Origin of the sequence: Amycolatopsis methanolica 239 (assembly GCF_000739085.1) — a bacterium.
In the GTDB taxonomy this organism is placed as follows: domain Bacteria; phylum Actinomycetota; class Actinomycetes; order Mycobacteriales; family Pseudonocardiaceae; genus Amycolatopsis_E; species Amycolatopsis_E methanolica.
In genome coordinates, this window is sequence record NZ_CP009110.1 from 7059889 (window position 1) to 7071949 (window position 12061).

Annotated in this window: 15 protein-coding genes; 3 read left to right on the forward strand and 12 right to left on the reverse strand. The window is 72.2% G+C overall.

The features are described from left to right. Positions 1–570 carry a DinB family protein gene (locus AMETH_RS34535; protein ID WP_017985768.1) on the reverse strand — a complete coding sequence of 190 codons (570 nt, stop codon included), beginning with the start codon at positions 568–570 and terminating at the stop codon, positions 1–3. Between the two features lie 62 nt (positions 571–632). Here AMETH_RS34535 and AMETH_RS34540 point away from each other — a divergent pair, with 62 nt between their 5' ends. Continuing rightward, entirely contained in the window at positions 633–1622 is a 990-nt protein-coding gene (locus AMETH_RS34540; RefSeq protein WP_017985769.1) for a helix-turn-helix transcriptional regulator, read from the forward strand. Here the strand turns inward: AMETH_RS34540 and AMETH_RS34545 are convergent. From AMETH_RS34545 to AMETH_RS34560, 4 genes are all read right to left on the reverse strand, one after another. Continuing rightward, the gene (locus tag AMETH_RS34545) at positions 1586–2167 is read right to left on the reverse strand and encodes a VanZ family protein (protein ID WP_017985770.1); all 582 of its coding nucleotides are present in this window, start codon (positions 2165–2167) and stop codon (positions 1586–1588) included. The two genes, AMETH_RS34540 and AMETH_RS34545, sit on opposite strands and share 37 nt — an antisense overlap. 130 nt (positions 2168–2297) lie before the next feature. Next, positions 2298–3188 carry a Gfo/Idh/MocA family protein gene (locus AMETH_RS34550; RefSeq protein ID WP_017985771.1) on the reverse strand — a complete coding sequence of 297 codons (891 nt, stop codon included), beginning with the start codon at positions 3186–3188 and terminating at the stop codon, positions 2298–2300. 2 nt (positions 3189–3190) lie between these two features. Continuing rightward, a complete protein-coding gene (locus tag AMETH_RS34555) occupies positions 3191–4051 on the reverse strand; it encodes a 3-hydroxybutyryl-CoA dehydrogenase (RefSeq protein ID WP_081617637.1) in 861 nt (286 codons plus the stop codon). A gap of 97 nt (positions 4052–4148) precedes the next feature. Next, on the reverse strand, positions 4149–4346 hold the full coding sequence (locus AMETH_RS34560; RefSeq protein ID WP_017985773.1) for a DUF3073 domain-containing protein: 198 nt from the start codon (positions 4344–4346) through the stop codon (positions 4149–4151). Between the two features lie 198 nt (positions 4347–4544). On the opposite strand from AMETH_RS34560, the gene AMETH_RS34565 reads away from it, so the two are divergent. After that, positions 4545–5444, forward strand: coding sequence for a DUF8083 family protein (locus tag AMETH_RS34565; RefSeq protein WP_017985774.1), 900 nt, complete (start codon positions 4545–4547; stop codon positions 5442–5444). Positions 5445–5973: 529 nt separating this feature from the next. On the opposite strand, the gene AMETH_RS34570 is transcribed toward AMETH_RS34565, so the two are convergent. Then, positions 5974–6534: an RsiG family protein gene (locus AMETH_RS34570; protein WP_026153630.1), complete on the reverse strand. Its 561-nt coding sequence runs from the start codon at positions 6532–6534 to the stop codon at positions 5974–5976. A gap of 49 nt (positions 6535–6583) precedes the next feature. Beyond that, positions 6584–7711, reverse strand: coding sequence for a CAF17-like 4Fe-4S cluster assembly/insertion protein YgfZ (gene ygfZ, locus AMETH_RS34575; protein WP_017985777.1), 1128 nt, complete (start codon positions 7709–7711; stop codon positions 6584–6586). A 30-nt stretch (positions 7712–7741) separates the two neighbouring features. On the opposite strand from ygfZ, the gene AMETH_RS34580 reads away from it, so the two are divergent. After that, entirely contained in the window at positions 7742–8587 is an 846-nt protein-coding gene (locus AMETH_RS34580) for an aminodeoxychorismate lyase (protein WP_017985778.1), read from the forward strand. Here the strand turns inward: AMETH_RS34580 and AMETH_RS34585 are convergent. The 5 genes from AMETH_RS34585 to AMETH_RS34605 form a co-directional block, all read right to left on the reverse strand. Continuing rightward, complete coding sequence (locus tag AMETH_RS34585; protein ID WP_017985779.1) at positions 8578–9441, reverse strand: 5-oxoprolinase subunit C family protein; 864 nt, start codon at positions 9439–9441, stop codon at positions 8578–8580. The genes AMETH_RS34580 and AMETH_RS34585 overlap by 10 nt on opposite strands. Then, a complete protein-coding gene (locus tag AMETH_RS34590; RefSeq protein ID WP_017985780.1) occupies positions 9438–10049 on the reverse strand; it encodes a 5-oxoprolinase subunit B family protein in 612 nt (203 codons plus the stop codon). The genes AMETH_RS34585 and AMETH_RS34590 overlap by 4 nt, the downstream gene beginning before the upstream one ends. A gap of 5 nt (positions 10050–10054) precedes the next feature. Further along, entirely contained in the window at positions 10055–10669 is a 615-nt protein-coding gene (locus AMETH_RS34595; protein ID WP_017985781.1) for a heme-binding beta-barrel domain-containing protein, read from the reverse strand. Positions 10670–10909: 240 nt separating this feature from the next. Next, positions 10910–11218, reverse strand: coding sequence for a DUF1416 domain-containing protein (locus tag AMETH_RS34600; protein WP_026153631.1), 309 nt, complete (start codon positions 11216–11218; stop codon positions 10910–10912). 2 nt (positions 11219–11220) lie between these two features. Then, positions 11221–12060: a sulfurtransferase gene (locus AMETH_RS34605; protein WP_017985784.1), complete on the reverse strand. Its 840-nt coding sequence runs from the start codon at positions 12058–12060 to the stop codon at positions 11221–11223. Position 12061: the final 1 nt, after the last annotated feature.

A 12061-nucleotide genomic window follows, 5' to 3' on the forward strand; every position in this document is an offset into this window, starting at 1 on the left:
TCAGTTCGCCTCCTGGCGGATCCGGGTGTGCAGGTACAGGTCGCGGAGCAGGGACACTTCGGACAGGTGGTGGATCAGCTCGCGGTTGATGTGCAGGACCAGCGCCGCCATCGGCCACTCGGCGTACGGCCCCTCGACCTCGCCGCACGGGCGCGCGAGGGCGTCTTCGCCGAGCGACTCCACACCCTTCATCCACATCGCGTATTCGGCGTCGAACTGGGCCAGCGCCTCGTCGGCGGTCGGCGCGTACTCGAACGACTGGTAGTCGGTGGGGGTGCGGCCGAAGTGGGCGGCGTTGCGCATCGCGAGCACGCCGACGATCACGTGCCCGAGGCGCCACGAGATCGTCGTGATCGGGGCGGGGTCGGGCTCCGGGAACGCGAAGTCGATGGTCACCGCCCCGGAACCGGCCTGCACCGGCGCGGTGCCGGTGCCACGCGGGCGCACGTTCCAGCTGCCCGGCGCGGGTTCCCAGAAGTACTCGTCGTCGGTGAGCCCGGCGAGGCGGTCGCGCAGCTGGTTGGTCCAGTGCCAGTCGATCTGGTCGCGGAGCAGTCGGTTCAGGTTCATGGGGACAAGCATGCAACCAATAGCGGACAGAATCGTTCCGCGATCTGTGGAACCATTCCGGCATGAGCGTGGAAGCCACCGTCGAGCGGGTCTTGCGGCTGCTGGCGCTGCTGCAGCGGCGGCCGTCCTGGACCGCCACCGAACTCGCCGCCGAACTGGGCGTCACCGACCGCTCGGTGCGCCGGGACGTGGAGCGGCTGCGCGCCGTCGGCTACCCGGTGCACGCCACGGCGGGCGTCGGCGGCGGCTACCAGCTCGGCGCGGGCACCCGGCTGCCGCCGCTGCTCCTCGACGACGAAGAGGCCATCGCGACCGCGGTGTCGCTCCGGCTGGCCTCCGGCGGCACGGTCGCCGGGGCCGGCGACGCGGCGCTGCGGGCACTCGCAAAGCTCGACCAGGTCATGCCGCCGCGGCTGCGCGCCGAGGTGCGGGCGGTGCACGGTGCCACCGAGACGCTCGTCGCCGGCATCGAGATCGACGCGGAACTGCTGGTCACGCTCGCCCGCGCGTGCCGGGACGCGGTGCGGGTGCGGTTCCGGTACTCCAGCCGGGGCAGTGAGGACCGCGAGCGCACGGTCGAGCCCGTGCGCATGGTCGCCACCAACCGCCGCTGGTACCTGATGGCCTGGGACCTCGACCGCGACGACTGGCGCACCTTCCGGCTGGACCGGATGCGCGAGGTGACGGCCACGACCTGGCGCTTCCGGCCACGGGAGCACCCCGACCCGGTGGCGTACGTGCAGCGGTCGGTCAGCGCCGCACCGTACCGCTACCTCGCCAAGGTGCGCCTGCGGGCCAGCGCCGAGGAGGTGCGGGACCTGGTGCCACCGCAGGTCGGGCGCGTCGAGGAGGACCGGGACGGGTGGTGTCTGCTCGTCGCCGGCGGTGACCAGCTGGAATGGCTGGCCGTGCACGTCGCCCGGCTGGGCTACGAGGCGGAGATCCTGGAACCGCCGGAGCTGCGCGAGGCGGCGGCCCGGCTCGCCGAACGTGTCGCCGCGATGGCCGGGGAGCCTCAGACCCCCACCGCGCGCTTGCCGGGCGCGGACTGACGCGGCGCGGGGATCCCGAGCACCTCGCGATCCCGCATCCAGCCGCAGCTCAGGGTGGCTCCGGCCGCCGCGCCCAGGGTGTTCAGCAGGACGTCGTCGGTGGAGGTCACGCGGCCGAGGTGCAGGACGAACTGGGTCAGCTCGATCGCCGCGGACGCGGCCAGCGCGGCCCACGCCACCCGCGCGACGGAGTGCAGGCGGGCCAGCCGCAGCGGCAGCAGCGCGCCGAGCGGGGCCAGCAGCAGCAGGTTCCCGGCGATCTGCCACAGCGCGCCGTCGTCGGTGAACTCGGTCAGGATGTCCGAGCCCGGCACCAGGTGCAGCGAGCTGGTCCGGCTCGCACCGACCGGGATCATGGTGAGCGCCAGCACCAGCGCGGCGAGCAGGACGACGCCGACGTCGATCCCGGCGGTCGACGCGGCGACCCACATCGGCCTGGTCCGGCTCCGCCGACGGGCCAGGAACCGCCACGCGAACAGGGCGAACGGACCGGCGATGATCGTGACCGGGGCCAGCACCCCGAAGCTCGAGACCAGAATCCCCACACGAATCCCCTTCCCCACCTGCAAACGATCTTCGCAGCGGGCCGGGAAAACGGCAGGTCCGAAGGGGTGCACTTTGCGGTGATCTTCTCGACGCGCCGGTCACCCTCCCGGTCCTTGCCGGGATCGTGTGTTAACGCGCGAGTGACAGGGCGCTGTCCAGCAGCCGCTGGATGTGCAGGCCGCGGTGCGCGTCGCACGGGTGGGACGTGGTGCCCGTGTCGACCATCGCCGCGAAGTCGTCCAGCATCGCGGTGTAGGACTGGGCGGCGCCACCCTCCTTGCGGCCCAGCGTGCGGTAGCCGTGCTCGCCGTACACGGCGAACTCGACGACCGTCGGCCGCATCGGCAGCCGCAACGACAACGTGGCCGAGCTCAGCGCGCCACCCGCGTGCTCGAAGACGACGTGCCACAGGTCGTTGGGCCCGCGGTGCGCCGAGCGCACCCGCTCGATCGTGCCGAGCGCGGCGTCGAGCAGGTCGAAGGCGTGCGGCCCGACGTCGGCCAGCGTGCCGCCGTCCGCCTGCCGCCACGGCGAAGCCGCGTACGCGCCGCCGAGCAGACCGCCGGACAGCCACCGCACGCCACCGCCGGTCCAGCCGCCCGCCGCGGCGAGACCGGCCAGCCAGTCCCGCGTCGCGGTAGCGTAGCGCAGGGTCAGCATCACCAGGCTCGCCACGCCCGCGCCTGCCACGGCGTCGGCCAGCCGCTCGGCGCCCGCGACGTCCGCGGCGATCGGCTTCTCCAAGATGACGTGCTTGCCCGCCTTGGCCGCCTCGACCGCCAGCTCGGCCTGCGTCGACGGCGGCACCGCGAAGGCGACGGCGTCGACCTGGCCGAGCAGGTCGTCCAGGCTGGTGCACACCTCCGCGTCGTACGGCTGCGCCAGCTCCCGGGCGGCCTCCTCGCGGCGCGTGAACACCGCGCTCAACCGCGTCGACGGGTGGTCGGCCAGGCCGGGCGCGTGCACGGTGCGGGCCCACGGACCCGCGCCGACCAGCCCGACGCGCAGCGGTTCGTCCACGATCAGAAGTAGGAGTAGAAGCCGCGGCCGCTCTTCTTGCCGAGCAGCCCGGCGTCGACCATGCGCAGCAGCAGGGGCGGCGGCGAGTAGAGGGGCTCCTTGAACTCCTCGTACATCGACTCCGCGATCGCCTTGATCGTGTCCAGCCCGATCAGGTCGGACAGGCGCAGCGGACCCATCGGGTGCGCGGTGCCCAGCTCCATGCCGCGGTCGATGTCCTCGGCCGAGGCGAAGCCCGACTCGATCATCCGGATCGCCGACAGCAGGTACGGCACGAGCAGCGCGTTCACGATGAACCCGGCGCGGTCCTGCGACCGGATCACCGTCTTGCCGAGCGAGCCGGTCACGTGCTCGTCCGCGCGCTTCACGGTGTCCTCGCCGGTCAGCAGCGACGGCACCAGCTCGACCAGCGGCAGCACCGGGACCGGGTTGAAGAAGTGGATGCCGATCACCTGCTGCGGACGGCTCGTCGCCATGCCCAGCTTCATGATCGGGATGGATGAGGTGTTGGACGCGAACACCGCGTCCGGCCGCTCGACGATCTTGTCGAGCGAGCGGAACACCTCGACCTTCGCCTGCTCCTGCTCGATCACGGCCTCGATCACGAGGTCGCGGTCGGCGAAGGAGGCGATGTCGGTGGTGAAGGTGAGCCGCCCGAGCGCCGCGTCGGCGTCCTCGGCGCTCAGCTTGCCCGCCTTGACCGCCCGCTGCAGCGACTTCTCGATGCGCGCGCGACCGGCGTCGAGCGCCGGCTGGTTCACCTCGGTGATCGTCACGTCCGCACCCGCACGCGCGTGCACCTCGGCGATCCCGGAGCCCATCAAACCGGCTCCGACCACGCCTACTCGCTGGATGTCCGCCATCGCACCTCTCCAGTTCCGGCGCCCGACGACGCATGACACAGCACACGAGGGCGGGTTCCGGTCACGGCCGGACCCACCCTCGTGTGCTGGTCAGACGTCAACGACGGTAGTCGTCGTACTCGTCGGCGTACGGGTCGTACGGGTCCTCGTACTTCTCGTCCTCTTCACGAGGATGAGAATTGGAGGACTGTCCTGACAGCTCGCGCTGAAGCGCAGCGAAATCTGTGTCGGGAGTGCTGTACTTGAGCTCTCGCGCCACCTTCGTCTGCTTGGCCTTGGCCCGGCCGCGCCCCATGGCTCGACCCCCTCGCACAGGGAACGGGGCGGCCGGGGGAATCGGCGGCCCCGCATCGTCTCGACAATTGGTTCCTGGTGACACCGTACCCTGTCCGAGGGGTCCAATGCGACGTGGCTTCGTGTGCTTGTCACGACAGTGTCCGGGATTGCGCCGGTCGGTGGTCGCTACCGGGCGGCGACGTGCCACGATTCAACGGTGCTCCGACCGTTCGTGGCCTACCTCCGGGTGTACGAGCCCCTGTCCGCGTTCGGCGACCCTCCCCCCGCGGGGCTGCGCAAAGCCGTCGAACAGGCCCAGCTGAGCCGCGCGGCCGCCGCCGAGCGGGAACAGCTCATGTGGCTGAAGTCACAGACCACCAGCCCCGTCCGGCTGCTGCCCGGCGAGCTGCCCGGCGGGCGGGCGCTGCCGAACTCCGACGTGCTGGTGCTCGATCCGGCCGAGGTCCCCACCGACACCGGCGCGAAGGTCGGGCCCGGCCCGCTCGTGTGCCCACTTGAGGTGCGGGCCCGCTCGGCCGCGGCGCTGGTGAGCTTCCTCGGCGACGCGCACCCGTCGCTGCACGCCGCGGTGATCGACTCGGCCGGGGTGAGCGAGGAGAAGCTGAAGGCCAGGGCCAGCTCGGCGCTCGGCGACCTGCCGCAGGCCGCCGTGCACGTCCTGTCCACCACCTGGACCGTGCCGCTGCCCTGGTTCGCGCTGGTCGACCCGAAGCACCGCAGGCTGAACCTGGGCTCGGGCCCGGACGACCCGGAACGCGAGGTCTCCTGGCGCGTGGCGATGGGCGACGCGACCCAGCGGGTGGCCGAGGCGCGGGAGCTGGTGGAGGAGACCCTCGGCGACTCCGGCCCGGCGCGGATCCTCGCGGAGACCGCCCGGTGGCTGACGAACTTCGACCCGGCGTCGGCGGTCGAGCTGGACTACGGCGGGCTGGTGCAGCTGATCGCCGACCCGGTGCTGGAGTCGGACACCAGCGCGGAGGAGGTGCACAGCATCATGGACGCCCTGCGTTCCGGCGATATCGAACAGATCGCCGAGCTGTTCACCGACCTGCGCGACTACTGGAGCGAGCTGGCCGCCCGCGAGCACTTCAACTAGGACGCACCGTACCTGACCAGTACTGATCACCCGGGCGAGCAGCTACCGCCAGGACTGCGATGATCGGAAGGCGTCAGCTCCCGGCGCCAGGTTTTGCAACGCTTGCGAAACCTAGGGGATGCCCATGCGAATCGCTCAGCTCACCGCGGCCACCGTCGCGTTCACCACGGCGGCAGTCCTCGCCACCACCGGAAGCGCCTCCGCGACCGTCGATCCGCCTGGCCGCAGCTGGGATCACACCTTCCGGAGCACCGGAGTCGTCGTCTACGTCGAGGAATACGGCGACGTCATCTCCGTCTGCGACACGTCCGCGAACGGGAAGGCGGCCTATGCCGACGTCTGGGTCGGCACCGACCCGCGGTACTCGATGAAGGTCTCCACGGGCAGCGGCAGCTGCGTGTCCCACCGGGCCAGCGAGGCAAGCACAACCTGCCCGAGGGCAAGGAGATCTGGGTCCAGTACTGGGGCACGACCCTCAACACCAGCGAGAAGCCGGAGAGCCCGTTCGTCAACGAACGCTGACGCCGGTTCAGACGTCGTCCGCCCGCTCCGCGGCCAGCAGGTCGTCCACGTTGGCCGAGCCCTTCGCGTAGCGGGCAGCGATCTCGGCGTTCAGCTGGTCCACCACGGCCTGCACCTCGCGACGGCGCTGCGACACCGACGCCTCCTCGCCCCGGTAGTCGTCGAGGGTCGCGGCCAGCTTCTCGTCGGAGAGCGCGCCCACGTCGGTCAGGTCGGCGTTGCCCACCAGCGCCTCGGCCTGGCGCCGGTACTCGCCTGCGCGGGAGGGCTCCAGCTGCTGGTACCGGCCCGAACCGCGTGCCGGGCGCAGCGCGTTGTCGGACAGGATCGTGGCGAGCTGGTCCACGATGCTCTCGCCGCCGGAGCGCCGCCGCTCCTGCTCGGCCCGCACGATGTCGATCCGCGCGTGCAGCAGCCGCCGCAGGTAGGAGAGATCGGTCTCCTCCTGGGCAGCCTCGTCCCGGCGCTCACGCAGCTGCCCGAGCGACAGGTCGGCGAGGCCCCGCACGTAGGCGGGGTCCAGGACACGGTCGATGCGACGGCGTCCGCCCGGCCGGACTTCGATCACCGGGACATAGTGCTCCATGCCGGGCCCGGGCGCCAGAGCGGGTGCGCTATCACCCGCGCAGGCGAGCAGCGGCCTCCCGGCCCGGCGCGGCGCCCTCGGCGGGCACCGAATCGGGGTCGACCGCGGCCTGCACGACCCGGTCCTCGTCCCCGGCGAGCAGCTCAGCGTCGATCGGGGCGGACCGCTTGACCAGGGCCAGCGCGATCGGCCCCAGCTCGTGGTGCTGCGCGACGCTGCCGACCCGCCCGACGACGCGCTCACCGAGTTTCACCGGGTCCCCGGTCTCCGGGTAGATCTCCGGCGAGCCGTCCAGGTGCAGCAGCACCATCCGGCGCGGCGGGCGGCCGACGTTGAACACCTTCGCCACGGTCTCCTGCCCGCGGTAGCAGCCCTTGGCGACGTGCGCGGCGCTGCCGATCCAATTCACCTCGTGCGGGATCGTCTTCGCATCGGTGTCCACGCCCAGCCGCGGCCGCAGCGACTCGACCCGCAACGCGTCGAACGCCCACGTGCCCGCCGGGCGGGCGCCCGCGTCGGTGATGCGGCGCCACCAGTCGGCCAGCTCGCCGCGCGGCACGGCGAGGTCCACGCTGGACCGTCCGGGCCAGGGCATGCGCCGGGCGAAGCCACGGCCTACCGGCACGACGGAGTACGGCTCGACGCCCAGTTCGATGTCCAAAGCGGACAGCACCCGGCCGGCTTCGGGGCCGAGCACGGTGAGGATCGCCAGCTCGTCGCTGACGTCCTCGATCTCCACCTGGGACCAGAACTTCATCGCTTCGAGGTACTCGCGCAGGGTCTGCTTGCCGCCCTTGGGCAGCGCGCTGGTTGCCTCCGGCCCCGGGTCGGTGTCCAGGTACACGGCGTCCCCGACGTGCGCGAGGACCATGTGCGTGTCGACGTGCCCCTGGCTGTCCAGCACCAGCGCCTCGGTGCCGGTGCCCTCGGCCAGCTCGGTGACGTGCTGCGAGATCACCAGGTGCAGCCAGGACAACCGCTCCGGGCCGGTCACCTCCAGCACCTCGCGGTGCGAGCGGTCGACGACGGCGACGCTGCGCGCGGCGGTGCGCTGCTCGGCGAACGGGTCGCCCCAGTGCCAGGGCACGCCCTGCTCGGGGTGGTCGTCCGGCGGCGCGATGGCGCCCGGCGCGGCGAGGAGCGGAGAAACGAGCGGCATACCCCGATGTTAGGTGAGTACGGTGACCGCATGCGCGTACTCGCTTTCCTGAACGGGAACCTGGCCGATCCGGACGAACCGCACATCCGGGTCGAAGACCTCGGCCTGATGCGCGGCGACGGCGTCTTCGAAACGGTCCTGGTAGCCGACGGGAAGGCACGCGAGTTGCGCCCGCACCTGGACCGGATGGCGCGGTCGGCGTCCATGCTGGACCTGCCGGAGCCGGACGACGCTGCGTGGCAGCGGGCCACGCAGGCCGTGATCGACAACTGGTCCGGCAGCCGCGAGTTCGCGCTGAAGCTCGTGTACACCCGCGGAACCGACCCCGAGGGCGAGCCGACGGCCTTCGCGCTCGGGATCGAAATCGACCCGAAGGTGTTGCGCGCCCGCGAAGAGGGGGTCGCCGTGGTGACCCTGGAACGCGGCATCGACCCGGGGCTGGCCGAGCGCGCGCCGTGGCTGCTGCTGGGCGCCAAGTCGCTGTCCTACGCGGTCAACATGGCCGCCGTGCGGGAGGCCGCCCGCCGCGGCGCGGACGACGTGATTTTCACCGCGAGCGACTTGAACTCCGTGCTGGAGGGCCCGACCTCGAACGTCATCGTGGCGCGCGGCGGCACGCTCTACACGCCGCCGGCCGGCATCGGCATCCTGCCCGGCACCACGCAGGCCGCGGTGTTCCGCGCCGCCGAGCGGGCGGGCTGGTCGACCAAGATCGAGATGGTCCGTACCCCCGACCTGCACAGCGCCGACGGGGTGTTCCTCGCGTCCTCGGTGCGGAAGCTGACACGCGTGCACACCCTGGACCACCAGCCACTGCGCGACTCCTCGGCGATCCACGCCGAGCTGGCGCAGGCCTACGAAGCCCTCTACGCGTAGGGGCGGAAGCGGATCGTCGTGCCCGGCCGGGCCTGCGCGAGCGCGGGCAGCGCCCGCGGCACGACGACGGCGATCACCGGGTAGCCACCGGTGGTGGGGTGGTCGGCGAGGAACACCACCGGCAGCCCGTTCGGCGGCACCTGGATCGCGCCGGTGATCACGCCCTCGCTGGGCAGCTCCTCGCCCTCGCGCGCGTCGGTGCGCCGCAGCGCCGGACCGTCCACGCGCAGGCCGACGCGGTTGGACTCGCTGGTCACCGTCCACGGCACGGACAGCTGGTGGGCGGCGTCGCCGAACCAGTCGTCGCGTGGGCCGAGGACGACCGGGACGACCAGCTCGGGCGGGTTCGGCGGGGCGGTGACGGTGTCCGCGCCGTCCGGGATCCCGGCCGGCGCGCCCAGTGGCAGCACGGCGCCCGGCTCCAGTGGCGGCGGACCGATCTCGGACAGCACGTCGCGCGACCGGCTGCCCAGCTCGGGTTCGGCGTCGATGCCGCCGGAGACGGCGAGGTAGCAGCGCAGGCCGGTGTCCGGACGGCCGATGCTCAGGGCCTGCCCCGCGGCGAGGTGGACCGGCACGTGCGAGCCTGCCGGGCGGCCGTCGACGGCGACCGCGACCGGCGGGCCGGTGACCGCGACCGTGCAGGACGCGCGGGCCGTCACGGTGAGCCCGCCGAGCAGCGACTCGATCCCGGCCGCGCCCTCCGGGTTGCCGACGAGCCGGTTCGCCAGCCGCAGCGCCGGGACGTCGAGGGCGCCGGACGGCGGCACGCCGAGGTGGGCGTGCCCGGGGCGGCCGAGGTCCTGCACGAGCGCGAGCGGACCGGTCGCGACGACCTCCAGCGCGCGGCTCACCCGATCCTCCGGAACCGCACGCGGTCGCCGGGCGCGAGCAGGGCGGGCCGCTCGGCGCGGCTGTCGAACAGGACGGCGTCGGTGTGCCCGAGCAGGCGCCACCCGCCGGGCGACGAGCGCGGATAGACGCCGGTGAACTCGCCCGCGATGGCGACCGACCCGGCCGGGACGCGCGTGCGTGGAGTGTCCAAACGCGACTGGCGGAGCGGTTCGGGCAGGCCGGTGAGATAGCCGAACCCGGGGGCGAAGCCGGTGAACGCGACGGTGTAGGTGGCGCCGGTGTGCAGTTCGACGACCTCGGCGGCGGTGATGCCCGCGGTGCGCGCGACCAGGTCGAGGTCCTCGCCGTCGTAGCGGACGTCGATGGTGATCTCCCGCGGCTCGCCGCCGTTCCCGCCGTCCAGGTCGGCCGATTCCACGAACCTGCGGGCTTCGGCGAGCCCCGTGGAGCCCGGGCGCGCGGCGATCAGCACGGTGCGCGCACCCGGCACGACCTCGACGAGATCGGGCAGCCCCGCGGCGACCACAGCGGCACGGACGGCGCTCATCTCGGCCAGCGACTCGCACTCGACGAGCGCGGCGTCCGGGCCGTAACGCAGCCAGCGCACGCGGGCTAGCCCACTACGCGCTTGAGGTATAGCGAGACGTGCGGCTGCATGGGCTGGCCGACCATCGCGCGCTCCTCGACGTAGCCGAGGTCGCCGTTGTTGACCAGACCGTAGAGCCGCTGCGCGCCGGTGACCTCCTTGGCCGTGGAGGTGCGCACGACCGCGTCGGTGCCCAGCTCCCAGGACGTCTGGGTGCGCGGCTTGCCGTAGAAGACCTCGATGATGCCGGTGTTGTGGGCCAGCAGTAGTTCGAGCGTGTCGTCGGCCTGCGGGCGCCACCAGCCGACCTCGCGGGCGGCGGCGCGGACCACGTTGCCGTCGTCGTCGAGCAGCCAGGAGCGGGCCTCGTGGTAGAGGAACGGGCGGCCGTCGTGCGCGATGGTGAGCTGCTGCGCGATCCGCCGGGGCCCCTCGATGGTCGGGTAGTTGACCTCGCCCTCCCCGCGCCACACGCCGACCAGCGGCAACAGCGCCAGGCAGGCGTCGTTCAGGTTCGCGCCCTCGCGCAGGTTCGCGGTGTCCACCGGGATCGGCAGGTCGTCGAACTGCGGCAGGTTGCGCCCGCGCGTCGACTCGGCCCGTTCGGCGGCGGCTGCGACGGCGTCATCGCCGGATGTCATCGGTCAGCGCTGGTCGGCGTACAGCCGGTAGACGACGTACACGGTGAACCAGAGGATCGCGATGCCGGCGAGCACCAGCAGCGTCGTAAACAGGATCTCCACGTCCAGCAGGATAGCCGCCGGCAGGGGGTTCACTCGCCCCGCACCCGCGTGGTGAGCGCCACGCCCGCCGCCGGGTTCGTCCGGGTACGACGACGGCCACCCCCGCGGCGTGCGCGGGGGTGGCCGTCGAGGCGGGAATCAGCCGACCGAGATCGCGACCTGGTGCAGGCCGGGGCCCTCGGCGGTCACCGAGGCCTCGCCGTTGCCGGAGCGGTGCAGGGCACGCACCGTCCAGGCGCCGGGCGCGGCGTAGAACCGGAAGTCGCCCTCCGGGGAGGCCTGGACTTCGCCCGCGAAGTCGCCGTCACCGTTCAGCAGGCGCACGTAGGCGCCGCCGACCGGGCCGTCGCCGCCGACGACCTTGCCGGCAACCACGACCTGCCCGTTCGTGTCGATGTCCGCGGGCGTCGCCGTCTGGACCGGCGCGCCGCAACCGTCAGCACTCATCGTCACTTCCCCGTTCCGGTTTCGATCGGCACGCCGACCAGCGAGCCGTACTCGGTCCACGAACCGTCGTAGTTCTTCACGTCCTCGAGGCCGATCAGCTCGCGCAGCGCGAACCAGGTGTGGCTGGAGCGCTCACCGATGCGGCAGTAGGCGATGGTCGCCTTGGACGTGTCCAGGCCCGCCTCGTTGTAGAGCTCGGTGAGCTCCTCGGCGGTCTTGAAGGTGCCGTCCTCGTTCGCGGTCTTAGCCCACGGCACGTTCAGCGCCGTCGGGATGTGGCCGCCGCGCTGCGCCGACTCCTGCGGCAGGTGCGCCGGGGCCACCAGCTTGCCGGAGAACTCGTCGGGCGAGCGGACGTCGACCAGGTTCTTGGTGCCGATCGCGTCGACGACCTCGTCGCGGAAGGCGCGGATCGAGGTGTCCGGCTCCTTGGCGACGTAGTTGGTGCGCTCGCGCTTGACCTCGTCGGAGGTCAGCTCGCGGCCGTCCAGCTCCCACTTCTTGCGGCCGCCGTCGAGCAGCTTGACCTTGTCGTGGCCGTACAGCTTGAAGTACCAGTACGCGTAGGCGGCGAACCAGTTGTTGTTGCCGCCGTACAGGATGACGAGGTCGTCGTTGGAGATACCCTTCTCCGACAGGAGGGCCTCGAAGCCCGCCTTGTCGACGAAGTCGCGGCGGACCGGGTCCTGCAGCTCGGTCTTCCAGTCGATCTTGACCGCGCCGCGGATGTGGCCACCGTCGTAGGCGGTGGTGTCCTCGTCCACCTCGGCGAAGACCACGCCGGGGGTGTTCAGGTTCTCCTCGGCCCACTGCGTGGTGACCAGGACGTCTTCACGGCTCATG

What these genes read in the sequence shown, in the direction of transcription:
- AMETH_RS34605 (WP_017985784.1), bottom strand. Translation starts at nt 12,060, where the DNA reads ATGAGCCGTGAAGACGTCCTGGTCACCACGCAGTGGGCCGAGGAGAAC.
- AMETH_RS34600 (WP_026153631.1), bottom strand. Translation starts at nt 11,218, where the DNA reads ATGAGTGCTGACGGTTGCGGCGCGCCGGTCCAGACGGCGACGCCCGCG.
- AMETH_RS34580 (WP_017985778.1), top strand. Translation starts at nt 7,742, where the DNA reads ATGCGCGTACTCGCTTTCCTGAACGGGAACCTGGCCGATCCGGACGAA.
- ygfZ (WP_017985777.1), bottom strand. Translation starts at nt 7,711, where the DNA reads ATGCCGCTCGTTTCTCCGCTCCTCGCCGCGCCGGGCGCCATCGCGCCG.
- AMETH_RS34555 (WP_081617637.1), bottom strand. Translation starts at nt 4,051, where the DNA reads ATGGCGGACATCCAGCGAGTAGGCGTGGTCGGAGCCGGTTTGATGGGC.
- AMETH_RS34535 (WP_017985768.1), bottom strand. Translation starts at nt 570, where the DNA reads ATGAACCTGAACCGACTGCTCCGCGACCAGATCGACTGGCACTGGACC.
- AMETH_RS34540 (WP_017985769.1), top strand. Translation starts at nt 633, where the DNA reads ATGAGCGTGGAAGCCACCGTCGAGCGGGTCTTGCGGCTGCTGGCGCTG.
- AMETH_RS34560 (WP_017985773.1), bottom strand. Translation starts at nt 4,346, where the DNA reads ATGGGGCGCGGCCGGGCCAAGGCCAAGCAGACGAAGGTGGCGCGAGAG.
- AMETH_RS34595 (WP_017985781.1), bottom strand. Translation starts at nt 10,669, where the DNA reads ATGACATCCGGCGATGACGCCGTCGCAGCCGCCGCCGAACGGGCCGAG.